16 protein-coding genes and 2 tRNA genes are annotated in these 16,459 nt (G+C 66.0%); 7 read left to right on the top strand and 11 right to left on the bottom strand.

What is annotated here, in order from left to right; translation table 11 throughout:
• Positions 1–10 precede the first annotated feature (10 nt).
• Genes E1J61_RS23445 through E1J61_RS23435 form a run of 3 tightly spaced genes read right to left on the bottom strand, consistent with a single transcriptional unit; the run spans position 11 to position 3,864 of the window.
• Positions 11–1,417, bottom strand: a complete 1,407-nt coding sequence (locus E1J61_RS23445; RefSeq protein WP_133096378.1) for a lyase family protein — start codon at positions 1,415–1,417, stop codon at positions 11–13.
• 18 nt (positions 1,418–1,435) lie between these two features.
• On the bottom strand, positions 1,436–2,425 hold the full coding sequence (locus tag E1J61_RS23440; protein WP_133096377.1) for a tripartite tricarboxylate transporter substrate binding protein BugD: 990 nt from the start codon (positions 2,423–2,425) through the stop codon (positions 1,436–1,438).
• A 47-nt stretch (positions 2,426–2,472) separates the two neighbouring features.
• On the bottom strand, positions 2,473–3,864 hold the full coding sequence (locus tag E1J61_RS23435) for an adenylosuccinate lyase family protein (protein WP_133096376.1): 1,392 nt from the start codon (positions 3,862–3,864) through the stop codon (positions 2,473–2,475).
• A 126-nt stretch (positions 3,865–3,990) separates the two neighbouring features.
• On the opposite strand from E1J61_RS23435, the gene E1J61_RS23430 reads away from it, so the two are divergent.
• The 4 genes from E1J61_RS23430 to phbB all read left to right on the top strand — a co-directional run bounded on the left by E1J61_RS23430 (position 3,991) and on the right by phbB (position 7,455).
• A complete protein-coding gene (locus E1J61_RS23430) occupies positions 3,991–4,725 on the top strand; it encodes a GntR family transcriptional regulator (RefSeq protein ID WP_133096375.1) in 735 nt (244 codons plus the stop codon).
• 56 nt (positions 4,726–4,781) lie between these two features.
• Positions 4,782–5,696, top strand: a complete 915-nt coding sequence (locus E1J61_RS23425) for a phosphorylase (RefSeq protein WP_133096374.1) — start codon at positions 4,782–4,784, stop codon at positions 5,694–5,696.
• Positions 5,697–5,939: 243 nt separating this feature from the next.
• On the top strand, positions 5,940–6,524 hold the full coding sequence (phaP, locus tag E1J61_RS23420; RefSeq protein WP_240745876.1) for a TIGR01841 family phasin: 585 nt from the start codon (positions 5,940–5,942) through the stop codon (positions 6,522–6,524).
• A gap of 187 nt (positions 6,525–6,711) precedes the next feature.
• The gene (phbB, locus tag E1J61_RS23415) at positions 6,712–7,455 is read left to right on the top strand and encodes an acetoacetyl-CoA reductase (RefSeq protein WP_133096373.1); all 744 of its coding nucleotides are present in this window, start codon (positions 6,712–6,714) and stop codon (positions 7,453–7,455) included.
• Between the two features lie 149 nt (positions 7,456–7,604).
• Here phbB and E1J61_RS23410 read toward each other — a convergent pair whose 3' ends face one another.
• Together E1J61_RS23410 and E1J61_RS23405 are read right to left on the bottom strand one after the other, a co-directional pair.
• Positions 7,605–8,576, bottom strand: coding sequence for a tripartite tricarboxylate transporter substrate binding protein (locus E1J61_RS23410; RefSeq protein WP_133096372.1), 972 nt, complete (start codon positions 8,574–8,576; stop codon positions 7,605–7,607).
• 245 nt (positions 8,577–8,821) lie between these two features.
• Entirely contained in the window at positions 8,822–9,529 is a 708-nt protein-coding gene (locus E1J61_RS23405) for an HAD-IA family hydrolase (protein ID WP_133096371.1), read from the bottom strand.
• A gap of 183 nt (positions 9,530–9,712) precedes the next feature.
• On the opposite strand from E1J61_RS23405, the gene E1J61_RS23400 reads away from it, so the two are divergent.
• Positions 9,713–10,195 carry a hypothetical protein gene (locus tag E1J61_RS23400; RefSeq protein WP_207951244.1) on the top strand — a complete coding sequence of 161 codons (483 nt, stop codon included), beginning with the start codon at positions 9,713–9,715 and terminating at the stop codon, positions 10,193–10,195.
• Positions 10,196–10,232: 37 nt separating this feature from the next.
• Here E1J61_RS23400 and E1J61_RS23395 read toward each other — a convergent pair whose 3' ends face one another.
• The gene (locus tag E1J61_RS23395) at positions 10,233–10,433 is read right to left on the bottom strand and encodes a hypothetical protein (RefSeq protein ID WP_133096370.1); all 201 of its coding nucleotides are present in this window, start codon (positions 10,431–10,433) and stop codon (positions 10,233–10,235) included.
• Positions 10,434–10,733: 300 nt separating this feature from the next.
• On the opposite strand from E1J61_RS23395, the gene E1J61_RS23390 reads away from it, so the two are divergent.
• Positions 10,734–11,825, top strand: a complete 1,092-nt coding sequence (locus tag E1J61_RS23390) for a mechanosensitive ion channel family protein (RefSeq protein WP_133096369.1) — start codon at positions 10,734–10,736, stop codon at positions 11,823–11,825.
• A 35-nt stretch (positions 11,826–11,860) separates the two neighbouring features.
• Here E1J61_RS23390 and E1J61_RS23385 read toward each other — a convergent pair whose 3' ends face one another.
• Positions 11,861–12,730: a metal-dependent hydrolase gene (locus tag E1J61_RS23385; protein ID WP_133096368.1), complete on the bottom strand. Its 870-nt coding sequence runs from the start codon at positions 12,728–12,730 to the stop codon at positions 11,861–11,863.
• A 42-nt stretch (positions 12,731–12,772) separates the two neighbouring features.
• Positions 12,773–14,320: a serine hydrolase gene (locus tag E1J61_RS23380; protein ID WP_133096367.1), complete on the bottom strand. Its 1,548-nt coding sequence runs from the start codon at positions 14,318–14,320 to the stop codon at positions 12,773–12,775.
• A gap of 339 nt (positions 14,321–14,659) precedes the next feature.
• On the opposite strand from E1J61_RS23380, the gene E1J61_RS23375 reads away from it, so the two are divergent.
• Positions 14,660–14,878: a DUF1484 family protein gene (locus E1J61_RS23375; protein ID WP_133096366.1), complete on the top strand. Its 219-nt coding sequence runs from the start codon at positions 14,660–14,662 to the stop codon at positions 14,876–14,878.
• Positions 14,879–14,940: 62 nt separating this feature from the next.
• On the opposite strand, the gene E1J61_RS23370 is transcribed toward E1J61_RS23375, so the two are convergent.
• The 3 genes from E1J61_RS23370 to E1J61_RS23360 form a co-directional block, all read right to left on the bottom strand.
• A tRNA-Leu gene (locus E1J61_RS23370) sits at positions 14,941–15,027 on the bottom strand.
• A gap of 132 nt (positions 15,028–15,159) precedes the next feature.
• A tRNA-Leu gene (locus tag E1J61_RS23365) sits at positions 15,160–15,246 on the bottom strand.
• Positions 15,247–15,318: 72 nt separating this feature from the next.
• Entirely contained in the window at positions 15,319–16,131 is an 813-nt protein-coding gene (locus E1J61_RS23360; RefSeq protein ID WP_133096365.1) for a MetQ/NlpA family ABC transporter substrate-binding protein, read from the bottom strand.
• Positions 16,132–16,459: the final 328 nt, after the last annotated feature.

Raw genomic sequence — 16,459 nt, 5'->3', positions numbered from 1 at the left:
GGTCGCCAGCTTACTGTTGCCCCGTGGCGTGTCCCTTTGCCAACCGCACCGGATCCACCAGTCGGTCGAATGCCTCGCCGCTCAGCAATCCCAGCGCAATCGCCGCTTCCCGCGGCGAGACGCCTTGTGCCAGCGCGACTTTGGTGATCTGCGCCGCGCGGTCATAGCCCAGCACCGGGTTGAGCGCGGTGACCGCCAGCAGGGGGTTGTCGAGGTTGCGCGCCAGCCGTTCGGCGTTGACCGCCAGCCCCTGCACCAGCCGCAGGGCGAATACGCGCGCACCATCGGCCAGCACGCGGATCGACTGCAGCACGTTGTAGATCAGCACCGGCTTGGCCACGTTCAGTTCGAAGCTGCCGGAGGCGCCCGCCATGGTCACGGTGACGTGGTTGCCGGCCACCTGCATGGCGGCCTGCGCCACGACCTCGGCGATGGTCGGGTTGCGCTTGCCGGGCATGATCGACGAAGTCAGGCCATCGTCCGGCAGCACCAGCTCGCCCAGCCCGCAGCGCGGGCCCGAGCCCAGCCAGCGCAGGTCGTTGGCGATCTTGGTGAGGGAGACGGCGATCACGTTGAGCACGCCCGACAGCTCGACCAGCGCATCGTGCGCGGCCATGCCCTCGACCTTGCAGGGATTGGAGCGGAAGGAATGGCCGGTGAGCTGACTGGCTTCCTCGCAGAAGGCCTCGGCAAAACCCGCCGGCGCGTTCAGGCCGGTGCCGGCCGCGGTGCCGCCTTGCGGCAGCACCAGCAGGCGCGGCAGGGCGCCGCGCACGCGTTCGATGGCGTTGTCTACCTGCGCGGCAAAGCCGTCGAACGCCTGCCCCATGGTCATGGGCACGGCGTCCATCAGGTGCGTGCGCGCAATCTTGAGCATATCGGCAAAGGCCAGGGCGCGCTCGCGCAGGGTGTCGCGCAGCATCACCAGGGCAGGTAGCAGCCGGTCTTCCAGTTCCAGCACCGCGCTCAGGTGCATGACCGTCGGAAAGCTGTCGTTGGACGACTGCGACGCGTTGACGTGGTCGTTCGGGTGCACCGGCGCGCGCGTGCCCAGGGGTTGGCCCAGCCGCTCGTTGGCGCGGTTGGCGATGACCTCGTTGGCATTCATGTTGGTCTGCGTGCCCGATCCGGTCTGCCAGATCGTCAGCGGGAAATGGCTGTCGAAGCGGCCACAGCGCAGCTCGGCGGCGGCGTCGACGATCGCCTCGGCAATGGCGGCGTCGAGCGCGCCGCAACGCAGGTTGGCCCTGGCCGCCGCCATCTTGTGCACGCCGAAGGCATGGACCAGGCAATCGGGAAAACGCTCTTCGCCGATCTCGAAGATCGCCAGCGCCCGCTGCGTCTGGGCGCCCCAGTAGCGGTCGGCGGGGATGTCGAGCGGACCGAAGGCGTCGTGTTCTACGCGATATGCTGTCATGGTTGCTCAGTCCAGCGCTCAGTCCAGCGAGATATTGGCCCTGGCCGCCACTGCCTTCCAGCGCGTGATCTCGGCCTGGGTGTGCTTGCCGAGCGCGCCGGCGGTGTATTGCTCAGGCGGCAGCATCTGGATCGCCTGCGCGGTCATCTTGCCGGTGAAGGCCTTGTCGGCCATGACCTTCAGGTAGGCCTGCTGCATCTTGTCGATGACGGCCTGCGGCGTGCCCCTGGGCGCGTAGATGCCGTACCACGTGCTGGCCTCGAAGCCGGCCAGTCCCGATTCGGCCAGCGTGGGTACGTCCTTGAGCTGCGCCACGCGGGTCGCGGAGGTGACCGCCAGCGGCCGCACCTTGGATTCGGTGATCTGCGGCAGCGCCGTATTGGTCTGGTCGAACATGCCGTCGACCTGCCCGCCGATCACGTCGATCAGCGCCGGGCCGGCCCCCTTGTACGGCACCAGCGATACCTGCATGCCCGCCGACGCCGCGAACAGCGCCGCCACCAGGTGCGAGGTGGAGCCCATGCCGGCATTGCTCAGGTTGAGCTTGCCGGGGTTCTTCTTGCCGAACTCGACCAGGTCGCGCACGTTTTTCGCGGGATGGTCCTTGCGCACCATCAGCACCATCGGCGTATCCGGGAAGCGGAACACCGGCGCGAAGTCCTTGACCGGGTCGTAGGACAGTTTCTTGTACAACGCCGGCGCGGCGCCCATGTAGCCCATGTGCCCGACCAGCATGGTGTAGCCGTCAGCCGGCGCGCGCGCCGCCTTGGCCGTGCCGACGGTGCCGCCGGCGCCCGGCGAGTTGTCGATGATGATCGACTGGCCGACCTCGCGCGAGACCCGCTCGGCAATGGTGCGCGCCAGCGCATCGGTGGGGCCGCCGGCCGCGAACGGGACGATCCAGGTGATCGGCTTGCTGGGCCAGGCCTGTGCCAGTGCCGGGGTTGCGGCCACGGCCGTGGCGAGTGCCAGTGCCGCGCAGGCGGCCACTTTGCGGATGGGGTTCATGGCTTTGTCTCCTTGGATTGATTGGTAATGCGGGTCGGCCTGCTGCCTCAGGCCGCGGATTGCTTTCGGGACAGCGCGACGGCGCGGTCGACCATCTGCGGCGCGAGGCCGAGGTAGTTGGCCGGATCGGTCATCCGGTCGATGGCGGCGCGGTCGAAGTGCTTCGTCACGGCCGGCAGCGCGGCCAGCGCGTCGGCCAGCGTGCCGCCGTGCTCGTTGACCGTGCGGCAGGCGTCGTAGACCACGTCGTGGGCCTGCTGGCGGCCGATATGCGGGGCCATCCCCATCATCACAGCCTCGGCCACGATCAGGCCGTTGGTGATACCCAGGTTGTGCTTCATGCGGGCTTCGTCGACGACCAGGCCGCCCAGCGCGAACTTCGCCTGGTGCAGCGCGCCGGCGGTCAGGATGAAGCTCTCGGGGATGGCAATCCATTCCGCATGCCAGGGTCCGGTGGCGCGCTCGAAGTCCTGCACCATCGCGTCGACCATCAGCCCGGCGTGCTGGCGCACCGCCTTGGATGCGGCCAGCATCAGCTCGCTGGAAATCGGGTTGCGCTTCTGCGGCATGGTGCTGCTGGCACCGCGGCCCTTGACGAAGGGCTCGTACACCTCGGCGAATTCGGTCGACGCCATGATCATGATGTCGAGCGCGATCTTGCCCAGCGAGCCGGTGATGAGCGCGAGCAGGTTGACCGCTTCGGCAAAGCCGTCGCGTGCCACGTGCCAGGTGGTGGCCGGCACGCCGAGGCCCAGCTCCTGCGCCAGCGCTTCCTGCACTGCGAAGCCCTTGTTGCCATCTTGTCGGCCGAGCGATGCCAGCGTGCCGGCCGCGCCCGCGAACTCGACCACGGCCACACGCGGACGCAGTTCGGCCAGGCGCTGCTGGTGGCGGTCGAACATGGCCAGCCAGATCGCCGCCTTGTAGCCGAAGGTCACCGGCAGCGCCTGCTGCAGGTGGGTGCGGCCGGCCATCGGCGTGTCGCGGTGCCTGACCGCCAGGTCGGCCAGGATGCCGCGCAGCGCGCGGATATCGGCGTCGATGCTGTCGAGCGCGTCGCGCACCTGCAGCGCGACCGCGGTGTCCATGATGTCCTGCGTGGTGGCGCCCCAGTGCACATAGCGTCCGGCGTCGCCGCACATCGCCACCAGCTGGTGTACCAGGGGCAGGATGGGATAGCCGACAATGTCGGTTTCCTCGCGCATGTGGTCGAAGTCGATGCGCTCCAGGCGCGACTCGCGGGCGATGACCTCGGCCGCTTCCGCGGGGATGATGCCGACCCTGGCCTCGGCCTTGGCCAGCGCGACCTCGACATCGATATAGCGCTGGATCAGGGCCACATCGGAGAAAATCTGGCGCATCCCGGCGGTGCCGAAGGCATCGCGGAACAGGATCGAGTCAACGACAGTACTGGCCGTAGGGGCAAGGAACAGGGTCATGGGGCTACCTTGAGGAAAAGAGGGTAGTTCGTTAATATGTTCGAACATATCCACCATTAAATATGTTCGAACATATTTAGAAAAGGAGGGTAAACCCGTGTCCTACGAGGCCGCGGGCAGGCGGTCATGAGCAAAACCAATCCGGCAGAGATCAGCAAACAACTTATCGAGGGCATCACCTCCGGCCGCTACGCGGTCGGATCGCTGCTGCCCACCGAATTCGAGCTGTGCGAGCAGTACCAGGCCAGCCGCTACACCATCCGCGCGGTGTTGCAGGAACTGCAGCAGCTGGGGCTGGTGTCGCGGCGCAAGAACGTGGGCACGCGCGTGGAATCGGCGCGGCCGCGGCCGGTGTTCCGGCCCTCGCTGGCGTCGGTGGACGACCTGATGCAGTTCGCCGCCGAGCACCTGCGCGTGGTGCAGTCGGTGGATGAGGTCGCGGTGACCGCCGAGGTGGCGGCCGAGATCGGCTGCGAGCCGGGTGCGCGCTGGCTGCGGATTTCCAGCCTGCGGATGGAGGGCGGCGAGGACGGCACGCCGATGGCATGGACCGACATCTACGTGGATCCTGCCTATGCCGAGCTTGGCGAACTGGTGCGCGCGTCGCCGGACATGCTGGTCAGCACGCTGATGGAGTCGCGCTATGACCGGCAGATCGCGGAGATCCGCCAGGACGTGCGCGCGTTTGCGCTCGGTGAGGGGCGCATCGCCGAAGCGCTCAGGCTGGAACCTGGCGCGGCCGCGTTGAAGATCGTGCGGCGCTACCTGGACGCCGCCGGCGAGACCTTCGAAGTCTCGGTTACGGTACACCCCGCCGACAGTTTTTCTGTTTCGATGCGCTTGCAGCGCTCGGCGGGGTAGGGATCGCCGCAGCCGCCGTGCGGCGGCTCTATGCTGAAGTGGGAGCGCCAGCGGACATGCACCATCCACACCTTCAGCCAGGCACACTTTGGCCGGCCATTGTCCGACGGACAGCGCACGCCCTGCAGAGCGGGGCATTATGTCCGATCGAGACCATCCAGACGGTAATCGAGGACGGCGGCGTGCGCTTCCTGGTGCGCGAGGTGTCGAGCCTGCGGAGCAGGGACAAGGCGCGCAAGGGGGGCAGTGCCGGCGGCAATCCGTTCCTGCCCTATGACGCTGAACTGTTTGTCACGGATATCTCCGACGGCCATGTGGCCCTGCTGAACAAGTTCTACGTCATCGAACATCACCTGCTGATCGTCACCCGCTGCTTCGAACCGCAGGAATCACTACTGACCCTCCCGGACTTTGCCGCACTGCTTGCTTGCATGGCGGAGTTCCCAAGCCTGGGCTTCTACAACGGCGGGGCGGCCGCCGGTGCGAGCCAGGCCCACAAGCACCTGCAGCTCGTGCCGCTGCCTCTGGCCGCAGGCAGTCCATTGCCGATCGATGCCTTGCTGCAGCCGGCGCGGATCAGCGGCGACCCAGGCGCCATCCGCGCCGTCCCGGGCCTTCCGTTTGCGCACGCATTCGCACCACTGGACCTGGTTGCGGCGCCCCCGCACGAGCTGGCGTGCACGGCCTGCGAGCGCTACCGCGCATTGCTCGATTCGGTTGGCGTACGGACGCTGCATGTCGATGGCACATTGCTTCAGTCGGCGCCATACAACCTGCTGGTCATGCCTGCCGGGCTGCTGCTGGTGCGCAGGGCCAGGGAATGCGTGGAAGGCATCGCGCTCAATGCCCTCGCATTTGCCGGCTCGTTGTTTGTCCGGGATGCAGCGCAGAGACGCACGGTTGAGAGGCTTGGCCCGATGAGTCTCCTCCGGCGCGCCGCGGCAGACGGTGAGACGGGTGGGGAGGGGTAGCCATGCAATGCCCGACAGGACACGCCTGTTCGGTTGGTCCGCCTGCCAACGCAACGCCATTATGTAAGCAAATGTTATATACATGACGTTTAATGCACATTAAGGCGTGGGCTTCACTTCACCTCTGGTAAGTCCCTAGGGACGAAATTAGAGTAAGTCCTCTAATCTTTGCGTTGGTCTTTGTGCAGTGCACCAAGGCCCATAACCGTTTGGAAAACCACGCTCGACCGGTGCGTTGTAGCCTTGCGGCAGGCGACACCCGGCGACTACAAGAGGCATACCCAATCCATGTCCTTTTTTACGTCCGATCAGTTTGCGGCAGTCCATAAGAACAACCTGACCAACCTGGCCAAGCTGTCGAACTCCACTCTCGAAGGGATCCAGAAGCTGACGGAACTGAACCTGCAGGCGGCCAAGGCAGCCATGGCTGAAGGGCAGGTAATCCTGCAGGCCGTGTCGGCCAACCAAGATCCGGGGTTGTCAGTTCAAGGCAATGTGCCGCAGTCTGCTGCGGACAAAGCCATCGAGTATGCGCGCCACGTGTGCGAGATCGCATCGCAGGCCCAGGCCGACCTGGCCAGGGCCGTTGAAGAGCAATACGAGCAGCAGCAGCGCAATGTGCAGGCCTTCGTCGATGCCTTCGTGAAAAATGCCCCGGCCGGTTCCGAAGCCATTTCCGCCACGCTGCAGGCGACATTAGATAACGCCACGCAATCCTACCGCGCCGCGCAAGCCCTGAGCCAGCAGCTGGCCGGCCTGGCTTCCGCCACGTTTACCGCAACCCCCGGCGCGGCTACGGGCCCGGATCGCCAGCCAACGCAGCGCTAGTCCGCCGGATCGAGCGGCGCGCGCCGGCCTGGCCGGTATCCATCCAAGAAGAAACTCGGTCATCGATCGGCTCCCCCCTTGCCGCATGGCGCCGGCAGGGGCTGCAGCCGTTGCGGCGAGCCGTTAAGTCGGCCTGCCATTCCCGGCAGGTCAGGGGTCTTTTACTTTGCAAGAAGAGAGAATCAGCATGACGAAGAAAATCGCATTGGTTACCGGCGGCATGGGTGGCCTGGGAGAGGCCATTTCCATCCGCTTGCATGACGCGGGCTATACGGTGGTGGTCACGCATTCGCCGGGCAACACCAAGGTCCAGGAATGGCTGGCATCCATGGCCGCCGGCGGCCGCGAGATCCGCGCGTACGAGGTCGATGTGGCGGACTACGAGAGCTGCCAGGCAGGCATGGCACGGATCCTGGCCGAGTTCGGCCGCGTCGACATCCTGGTGAACAACGCCGGCATCACGCGGGACATGGCGTTCAGGAAGATGGACAAGCCAAACTGGGATGCGGTGATCAGGACCAATCTCGACTCCGTGTTCAATGTCACCAAGCCCCTCTGCGAGGGCATGGTGGAGCGCGGGTGGGGCCGGATCATCAACATCTCGTCAGTCAACGCTTCCAAGGGCGCCTTTGGCCAGACCAACTATTCCGCGGCCAAGGCCGGCATGCATGGCTTCACCAAGGCCCTGGCCCTGGAGGTCGCCAGGAAAGGCGTGACGGTCAACACGGTATCGCCGGGCTACCTGGCCACCAAGATGGTGACGGCCGTGCCGAAGGAGATCATGGACAGCAAGATCCTGCCGCAGATTCCGATGGGGCGCCTGGGCAAGCCCGAGGAAGTGGCGGGGCTGGTCGCTTTCCTTTGCTCGGAGGATGCGGCTTACCTGACTGGTGCGAATCTCGCCATCAACGGCGGTCAGCATATGGACTGACGTAGGGATGGGCGGTCGGGGCGCCGTCAATGGCTATATCGCCGGCTATGCGGCAGCCGTGATTGCCGGCCTCGGATTCCAAAGAAAATGCCCGCCGTGATCCGCGGCGGGCATTCCTTGGCAACGAACCCGGTGGCGGTGCGCCGGCCTTACTCCAGCTTTGCGCCCGAACGCTCGACGATGTCCTTCCACTTCTTGTAGTCCGACTGCACCAGGTCGGAGAACTCCCTGGTCGTCATCAGCTTGGCTTCCGCGCCTTGCTCCTGGATCGCCTGGATCATCGCCGGCGTGGCCAGGACCTTGTTCACTTCGGCATGGATGCGGTTGACCACCTCGGGCGGCGTCCTGGCCGGGGCGAACAGGCCGTACCAGGTGCTGACGTCCACCTGCTTGTAGCCGCTTTCCGCCACGGTGGGCACGTCAGGCAGCGACGTGCTGCGCGTGGCCGAGGTCACGGCCAGCGCGCGCAGCTTGCCCGCCTTGACCTGCGCCAGCGCCGACGGCACCGATGCCACCATCAGGTCGACGTTGCCGGCCAGCGCGTCCATCATCGCCGCGTTGGAGCCCTTGTAGGGCACGTGCAGCAGCTTGATCCCCGCCGCATGGCTGAAGATCTCGGCAGCCAGGTGGATGGTGGTGCCGTTGCCGGGCGAACCATACTTGACCGCGCCCGGTGCGCTGCGCGCGGCGGTGACCACGTCGGCCAGCGTCTTGAAGCGCGAATTGGCCGACGTGACGATCACGATCGGGGTGTAAGCGACATGGCTGATCGCGACCAGGTCGCGGTTCGGCACATAAGTGACCGACTTGTACAGCCACGGCGCGACCACCAGATTGTCCTTCTGGCCCATCACCAGCTCATAACCGGTCGGCGCTGCCCGGACCGCCTCGGCGATGCCCAGCGTGCCGCCGGCGCCCGGCTTGTTGTCCGGCACGAAATTCCACTTGGTGGCCTGGCCGACCTGCGTTGCCACCAGCCGGGACAGGATGTCGGTGCCGCCGCCGGGCGGGAACGGGATCACCAGCCGGATCGGCTTGGTCGGAAAGCTGGCCGGGGTCTGCGCGTGGGCGCTCGTCAGTCCGCATGCCACCAGCAGGGTGGCAAAGAGGGCCTTCAACATCTTGTTTCTCCTCGATCGAAATCTTGCGGGGCGGACCCTGGCTTGCTGCCTGTGAACCTGTCGGATTGCGGCGGTGTCGGGCACTGGAACGGCCCGGAGCGGATGGCGGGGAACGTCTGGATCGTGCGGTGGCGAGGCAAGCGCAGGGGTCTCGGCCCTGGTCGCGAGCCGACATTTTCGCATATTAGGTATGCGTTGGCCCGATATCGCCTTCGGGCAGCGTGGGTCCTGTTGCGTTGGTGCGCTCAGCCGGCCAGCGCGCGGCAGAGCGATTGCAGGTCGCTGAGGATCAGGTGCGGGCGCGCGCCGCCGCGTTGCCATTGCGCCGTGTGCGGGCCGTCCGGGCGCACCAGCCACGCGGCCTGCAGCCCCGCGCCGAGTGCGCCGACGATGTCGAGGTCGGGATCGTCGCCGACATGCAGCATCTGTTCCGGCGGCGTGTCGACTGCCGCGGCCGCCGCATGGAAGATCGCCGCCGCCGGCTTGGCCGTGCCGAACGTTCCGGCACTGAGCGCCGCGCTGAAGAAGTGATGGCCGCCGGTGACCTTCAGGTCGGCGTTGCCGTTGGACACGGCCACCAGCGGGAAGCGTTCGCTGAGCCATTCCAGCGCGGGCAGCGCGTCCTCGAAGAATTCGACCTGCTGCCGCGCGGCAAAGAAGGCGTCGTATGCGTCTTCTGCCAGGCTAGCGTCCTCGCCGGCCATCTCCAGCGCCAGCAGGATCGAGCCGAGGCGCAGCGCACGGTAGTCATGCGCAAGGTGCGGGTTGCGGCCTTCATAGCTCGCGCGCAGGTCGCGCAGCACCGCGGGCGAGGTCAGCACCCCGGCTGTCTTCGGCGCGTGCTGCAGCAGCCAGGCCAGCAGCGTCGCCTCGGCACGGGCCACGGCGGGGCCGAACGGCCACAGGGTGTCGTCGAGATCGAAGGAGATGGCGGAGACCTTGGACAGGCGCATGGGGCGGGGACGCTGCGGATTGGCGAGGGCGATGGGGTCTGGTAGCTTACCACCGCGCGGGCCCCGATTCCGTCGCTCGTTTCCGCCGGCCATTTCCGCCGGCCATTTCCGCCGGCCGTTTCCGATGTGCCGGCCGCGCCATAATCTCGCACCGCCCGCATCTTGTGGCTAGAATCCGCCAGCGTGTTCGAGCCCGATTATGCGACCGAGGCGTCGCGGCGCGGCGACTCCACCGTGCGCGTGCACCTGCGCAACTACGATGCCGCGCGCCTGCAGCGCTTCTGGCATGCGTGGTGCGCAGATACGACGTACAACCTGACCTACCGGAATTGCGCCGTCAGCGTGGCGCGCGCGCTCGAAGCCGCGGTGGAAGGCGCCTTGATGCGCAGGCGAGGGCAGCGGCAGTCGTGGACGCTGCTGCTGCAGACGCTGTGCATGCCGGAGCTATGGCTGGCCGCGCAGATCCGCAAGCGCGGCAAGACCATGGCTTGGACGCCGGGGCTGGTGCGTGACTACGCGCGTGCACTGAGCCTGCTGGTCGATACGCATCCGCACCCGCATGCGCACCCGCGCCGGTTGTGGCGGCTCGGCATCGCTGCGATGAATCGCTGGCGCCGGCAGCGGCGGCAATGGCGCGCGGCCGACCACCGCGTGCACGCGGAATAGCGCGCGTACGCGTGGTCGTCTTCAATGCAAGCGCTGGCTACTTGCTTTGCCGCTGACCCGGCTTGCGGCTTGCATCGCCCTGGTGTTGCCTGCCCGGGTCCTGGTTCTTGAAGCCGCCATAGCTGCTCTGGCCCGGATCTTCGCTGCGGCTCTTGATGTCGCGCGCGTCGCGGTCGGTCCTGACGCCCGGATTGGGCTGGGCCCCAGGCGCATTCCGCTGTTCCTTCTGCGTTGCCATATCGCTCTCCTGTGGGTTGGCCGGAACCGATGGAGTTGCAACATCCATGCCGTGGCGGGCGGGGCGCTTCAGACTCCGGCAGAGCTGTGCCGGAGGGCGTTGCTCCCTGGGTTTCCGTGCCTCCCGCTGAACATCTTGCTGCCCGTTGTAGAAATGAACCCCGTCGCGGGCGATGCGGTAACAGGCGTGTTCTAACATCTCTGTTCCCGCGCTCCGGTGACGTGGCACGAGCCGAACTTTCGCGCCGCCGGGGTGTCGTTAGCTCCATAACCGTGCAACCCGCAATGAACAGGACGACGCATGAACCTTGACCTCCTCCTCGATCATCCCTGGTTCGGCACGTGGACCGCCGCGCTGGTCGCCGTCATCGTCGCGCTGATCGCGCATCGCCTTGGCGGCCTGGTGCTGTTGCGCATTACGCGCGCCACGCCGGTGCTGCATGCCATCGCGATCAAGTCGCGCGCGCCGGCCAAGGCGGTGCTGCCGCTGTTGGCGTTGCAGGCAGTTTGGCAGGCGGCGCCGGACGACCTGCGCTGGATCGACAACGTGCGTCATCTGAACGGCCTGCTGATGATCATCGCCATGACCTGGCTGGCGGCGCGCGTCATTGCGGGCTTTGCGCAGGGCGTGCTGGAACGGCACCCGGTCGATGTGGCGGACAACATGGGCGCGCGGCGCATCCACACGCAGACTCGGGTGCTTTCGCGCATCGCCATGTCGCTGGTGATCGTGATCGGCGCGTCGATGGTGCTGATGACCTTCCCCGGCGCTCGGCAGGTCGGCGCCAGCCTGCTGGCCTCGGCCGGCGTGGTCGGCCTGATCGCGGGCTTTGCCGCCAAGCCGGTGTTCAGCAACCTGATCGCCGGCCTGCAGCTGGCGCTGACCCAGCCGATCCGGCTGGACGATGTGCTGATCGTCGAGGGCGAGTGGGGCCGCGTGGAGGAGATCACCGGCACTTACGTGGTGCTGCGGATCTGGGACGATCGCCGCCTCATCATTCCGCTGCAGTACTTCATCGAGAAGCCGTTCCAGAACTGGACCCGCAGCAGCGCGGAGCTGCTGGGCTCGGTGTTCTTCCACGTGGACTACGGCATGCCGCTGGCACCGCTGCGCAAGGAGCTGGAGCGCATCGTCCACGCGGCGCCCGAATGGGACCGGCGCTTCTTCAACCTGGTGGTGACCGATGCGACCGAGCGCACCATGCAGCTGCGCGTGCTGTGCACCGCGGCGTCATCCGGCCTGGCGTGGGACTTGCGCTGCGTCGTGCGCGAAGGGCTGATCGACTTCATGCAGCGCGAGTATCCGCAGTTCCTGCCTCGCCTTCGCATTGAAGGGGAGGGTGAGGGCAAGGGAGATGCCGCGGTTCGCGGCGCCGCCGTGCACATGGCGTAAAGCGGTGTGCACGGCAACGACCCTTGCCGTGCGGATCAGAAATCTACCTTTTCTCCCGGCTGCGGCACGATCACGCGCGTGACCGCGCCGGCGCCCAGCGCGGTGGTGAATTCCTCCGGCGTGCCGCGCAGCTGCGGTGAAGTCTGATAGTGGATCGGGATGGCAAAGCGAGGCCGGATCATGTCGCGCACCGCGATCGCCGCGTCCTGCGGTCCCATGGTGAAGTGGTCGCCGATCGGGATCAGCACCAGGTCGGGGCGGTAGCGGTCGCCGATCAGCCGCATGTCGCCGAACAGGCCGGTATCGCCCATGTGCCAGATGCGGAAGCCGTTCTCCATCTCGACGATGTAGCCGACCGGTTCGCCGCCATAGTGGGTTTCGTCCTTGCCGGTGGCCGGGTTCTTCATCACCAGTTCGGACGAGTGCTCGGCGTGTACCGCGGTGATCTTGGGTCCGGTCTGGCCGAACGGCATCACGGTGCCGCTCTTGCCAAAGCGCTGCACCAGCGCGGCCGGGACCATGCCGAGGTTGATCAGTGCATGCCCCATGCCGCCTGCGTTGTAGATCGGCGCGTTGTTGAGCTGCGCGAGCGCGGGGGCGTCGCCAAGATGGTCGCTATGCGCATGGGTGACCAGGATCAGGTCGACCTTGCCCAGCGACGTCAGCTGCTTGAATCCTGCAGGGGTCTTTGGGTTGGTGGTGAGCCACGGATCGATGACGATGACCTTGCCGCCCGGCGAGGTGATGCGGATCGCGGACTGGCCGAGCCACAGGACTTCAGTCTTGCCGGCGGCGGTGGTGGAGGTGGGTACCTGCGTAACCGCGGTCGGTGTCGGCGTGGGCGTGCCGCAGGCGGCGAGCGTGGCGACGGCGGCGGTGAGTACGACTGCGCGGAATCTGATCATGGTCATTCCTTCCGTGGCGGAGTCATGGGTTTGCGGCAAGGCTTAGCGGACGAAAACGCCGAGCCCTTCGTGGTCGTAGTACTCCAGCCATACCCGGTCGCTGGAGAATTCTGCCCGGGAGATGGTGCCGGGATTGGCGTTCTCGTTATTTAGCGTGAATGTAAAGACATCTCCGTCCCAGTGCGTCAGCGGCAGGACCAGCGGTTTCGCGCCCAGCGTCATCACCAGCGCGCCGCCCTGCTCGGCGACCACTAGCGGGCCGTAATAGTCGTTGCGATAGGTGCCGGCATAGGTTGACAACGCCCGCGCGGGCAACGGGCTTGCCGGCGGCGACTGCCCGACCAGCCTGCCTTCGGGCAGCAGCAAGGGCGCGAAGGCCTCGGCAAAGATCGCGCCCCAGTCGCGGCGGAAGGTGCCGTACTGGACCAGATCGAAGAACTGCGCATTCAATGTTTCCGGGATGCCGATGGGGTAGCCGTTGGTCAGCGTGACGATGGCCAGGTTCAGCGACGGCACCGCGGTAAAGCTGGTCGCCGCGCCGACCGCGAAGGCCCCGGAATGGTTGTAGTTGGTCAGCCCCAGTTCGGTCGTGCCGATATTGAAGCCATAGCCGTAGTAGCTCGCAGGGCGGCCTTGCACGGGCGGGCCGCTTTGCATCTGCTGCGACAGCGCCGGCGCAAGGGCCGCCGCATCGACGATGCGCTGGCCGGCGAACTCGCCCTTGGCCAGCACCATGATCAGCCATTTCGCCAGGTCGTTGACCGAGGCGCTGACGCCGCCCGCGGGCGATTGCGCATCGGGCATGGTGCCCATGCCCTGCACCCAGGTGCCGTTGACCTTGACGTGGCCGAGCGCGCGGTTGTCGCGCGCGGCAAAGTCGGCGTAGCGCGAGCTGGTGCGGGTCATGCCCAGCGGCTGGTAGATGGCCTGCTCGGACAGCGTGGCCCAGTCGATGCCCGCGGCGCTGGCCACCGCATCGGCGGCGGCGGTCATGCCGAAGTTGGTGTACTCGTAGACCGCGCCCAGCGGATGCAGCGGCAGGAAGCGCAGGCGCGTCAGCACTTCGCGGCGGTCGTAGCCCATGTCCTCGAGGCGATCGCCGGCATGGTCGGGCAGGCCGGAGCGATGCGCATAGAGGTCGCCGATGGTGACGGCTTCTGTCGTTTCCGCATCGGCCAGCGCGAACCATGGCAGGTGCTGAATGACCGGGGTGTCCCAGCCGATGCTGCCGCGCCCCACCTGCCGCGCCACCACCGTGGCGCCGATGGACTTCGACACGGACGCCAGCTGGAACACGGTATCGGCATCGACTGGCGCGGGATCGGTGACCAGCCGGCGGCCGAAGCCCCTGGCGTAGACGACCCGGTTGCCGCGCACCACCGCGATGGCCATGCCGGGCACGCCCGAGCTGGCCATCAGGTTGGCGGCCAGCGTATCGACCTGCGCGATGGCGGCGGTGATCTGCGCTTCGGGAACCGGATCCGGCGGCGGCGCGGGATCGTCATCGCCGCCGCAGGCGGGCAGGGCCGGTGCGAGCAGGCCGCTCAGCGCGGCTCCCAGGAAACGGCGACGCTCTTTCAGTTTGCCCACGGCAGGTCTCCCGACGGCGGCGCTATGGCGCCTGTCGGATTTACTGTAGGCGATGGATGCGGGCAATGAATGCGAAGCGTCTCATGTACGCCCTGACGGCAGGGCGGGAGACTGGAAGCCTCACCGAGGGGTTCGGTGAGGCGGGCGTGACAACCCGAAGGAACCAAGGGAGTTTGGCAAGAATCGCGCGAGCAAGCCGTTTCCACGGCGGGCCGGGCGGGGCAGCCGCATGGCTGGCCGGTTTTCCCTCGGTTCACCGGTTGTCACCCCCGTTGTCAGGCCCGCCACCTCCTGTCTGAACCAGATCGGCGGCGTTTCTCTTGTCGGAGGAAGAATGCTATGCATACGCGCAGTTATCACACCACAGACGTACTCAACATTGTCCCGCCCGGGACGGCGGAATCGCTGGAGCGAATTAGCGCCGGATTGAGCGCCATCCTGTTGTTGCTGGAGAAGGAGAGCGAGCGATCAGAGTCGACGCATGATATCCATTGCCTGTTGGCAATGGTCAAGTCGCAATTGGACTTGGCGGCGTCGGAGCTTTGCTCGGCGGATTGATTGACAGGTTCCGGAAAAACAAAAAGCCCGCACATTCGTGCGGGCTTCTCGCTTGAAACCTTTGGTGCCCAGGAGAGGACTCGAACCTCCACAGTGTTGCCACCGCTAGGACCTGAACCTAGTGCGTCTACCAATTCCGCCACCTGGGCAAGGTGAGCGCCGCATTCTACACGGCGCGTCGGAATTTGCAAGGCCCGGAAGCACCGTGTCCAAAATTCATATCAGTCGGCGCAAAAACAAAAAGCCCGCACATTCGTGCGGGCTTTTCGCTTGAAACCTTCTGGTGCCCAGGAGAGGACTCGAACCTCCACAGTGTTGCCACCGCTAGGACCTGAACCTAGTGCGTCTACCAATTCCGCCACCTGGGCAAGGTGAGCGCCGCATTCTACCGAAGGCGGCGGAATTTGCAAGCACGAAGTTGCAGAGCCAGGCGCGTCCGGTCAGAACGACGGCACCATCGCGCCCTTGAACTGGGCCTTCATGAACTGGCGCACGTCTTCCGACTGGTAGGCGGCAACCAGCTTCTTGACCCACGGCTTGTCCTTGTCCTGCGTGCGCACCACGATGATGTTGGCGTACGGGCTGTGGATGTCTTCCAGTGCGATCGCATCCTTGGTCGGCTGCAGGCCGGCGGCCAGCGCGTAGTTGGTGTTGATCACCGCGGCGCCGACATCGGGCAGGGCGCGCGCCAATTGCGCAGCGTCCAGTTCCACGATCTTCAGCTTCCTGGGATTCTCGGCCACGTCCAGCGGCGTGGCGTTGTTGCCATTGGTGCCGGCACCGGCCTTGAGCTTGATCACGCCCTGCGACTGCAGCAGCAGCAGCGCGCGGTTTTCATTGGACGGGTCGTTGGGCACCGCCACCTTGGCGCCCTGCGGCAGGTCCTTGGGCGACTTCAGGTTCTTCGAGTAGAGGCCCAGCGGCGAGATATAGGTGTAGCCGACGCTCTGCATCTTGTAGCCACGCTGCTTGACCTGGCTGTCCAGGTAGGGCTGGTGCTGGAAGCTGTTGGCATCCAGGTCGCCCGCATCCAGCGCAGCGTTGGGCTGCACGTAGTCGTTGAATTCCACGACCTTGACGTTCAGGCCGTTGCGCTTGGCGACCTTCTGTACGACTTGCCAGACTTCCGCGTCCGGACCGCTGACCGTGCCGACGCGGATGGTCTGTTCCTGGGCCGAGGCGCTGCCGGCGGCGATAAAGCCGATTGCGGAGACGGCAACCGCCAGGCGCTTGATAAGGGAGGTGCTGCGCATAGGAGTTCTGTATGTTTTGATTATGTGGCGAGAGAGACAGGTACGCCTTGGCAGGGATTGTCTACGCAGGCGAGGCCACAGATTAACGCAATTGCGCTAAAACCGCGCAACAGGAACGGATCTGGCGTCTATTTCTTTTTCATATGCTTATGAATCCTACCTAAAGGCAAATGCCGGCATTAAATGGCGCTATGCTGGGCGCGGCGTCCTGCCACACCAGGGACGGCGCGCAGCGCAGCCGAAGGCGTCCCACCGATAACGCATTTAGCAGGCGGCCTACGCCCTGCATGGGGATCGTCCAATAGTGGGACGACGTAGCCACTATCCC

Origin of the sequence: Cupriavidus sp. L7L, from assembly GCF_004353535.1 — a bacterium.
Classification (GTDB): Bacteria; Pseudomonadota; Gammaproteobacteria; order Burkholderiales; family Burkholderiaceae; genus Cupriavidus; species Cupriavidus oxalaticus_A.
The sequence above is the reverse complement of the archived record's forward strand: the minus strand, read 5'-3'. Positions and strand labels throughout refer to the sequence as shown.

Coding starts and splice junctions, on each gene's coding strand:
- E1J61_RS23360 (WP_133096365.1), bottom strand. CDS start 16,131: ATGCGCAGCACCTCCCTTATCAAGCGCCTGGCGGTTGCCGTCTCCGCA.
- E1J61_RS23395 (WP_133096370.1), bottom strand. CDS start 10,433: ATGGCAACGCAGAAGGAACAGCGGAATGCGCCTGGGGCCCAGCCCAAT.
- E1J61_RS23390 (WP_133096369.1), top strand. CDS start 10,734: ATGAACCTTGACCTCCTCCTCGATCATCCCTGGTTCGGCACGTGGACC.
- E1J61_RS23410 (WP_133096372.1), bottom strand. CDS start 8,576: ATGTTGAAGGCCCTCTTTGCCACCCTGCTGGTGGCATGCGGACTGACG.
- E1J61_RS23430 (WP_133096375.1), top strand. CDS start 3,991: ATGAGCAAAACCAATCCGGCAGAGATCAGCAAACAACTTATCGAGGGC.
- E1J61_RS23440 (WP_133096377.1), bottom strand. CDS start 2,425: ATGAACCCCATCCGCAAAGTGGCCGCCTGCGCGGCACTGGCACTCGCC.
- E1J61_RS23435 (WP_133096376.1), bottom strand. CDS start 3,864: ATGACCCTGTTCCTTGCCCCTACGGCCAGTACTGTCGTTGACTCGATC.
- E1J61_RS23405 (WP_133096371.1), bottom strand. CDS start 9,529: ATGCGCCTGTCCAAGGTCTCCGCCATCTCCTTCGATCTCGACGACACC.
- E1J61_RS23445 (WP_133096378.1), bottom strand. CDS start 1,417: ATGACAGCATATCGCGTAGAACACGACGCCTTCGGTCCGCTCGACATC.
- E1J61_RS23425 (WP_133096374.1), top strand. CDS start 4,782: ATGCACCATCCACACCTTCAGCCAGGCACACTTTGGCCGGCCATTGTC.
- E1J61_RS23375 (WP_133096366.1), top strand. CDS start 14,660: ATGCATACGCGCAGTTATCACACCACAGACGTACTCAACATTGTCCCG.
- E1J61_RS23385 (WP_133096368.1), bottom strand. CDS start 12,730: ATGATCAGATTCCGCGCAGTCGTACTCACCGCCGCCGTCGCCACGCTC.
- phbB (WP_133096373.1), top strand. CDS start 6,712: ATGACGAAGAAAATCGCATTGGTTACCGGCGGCATGGGTGGCCTGGGA.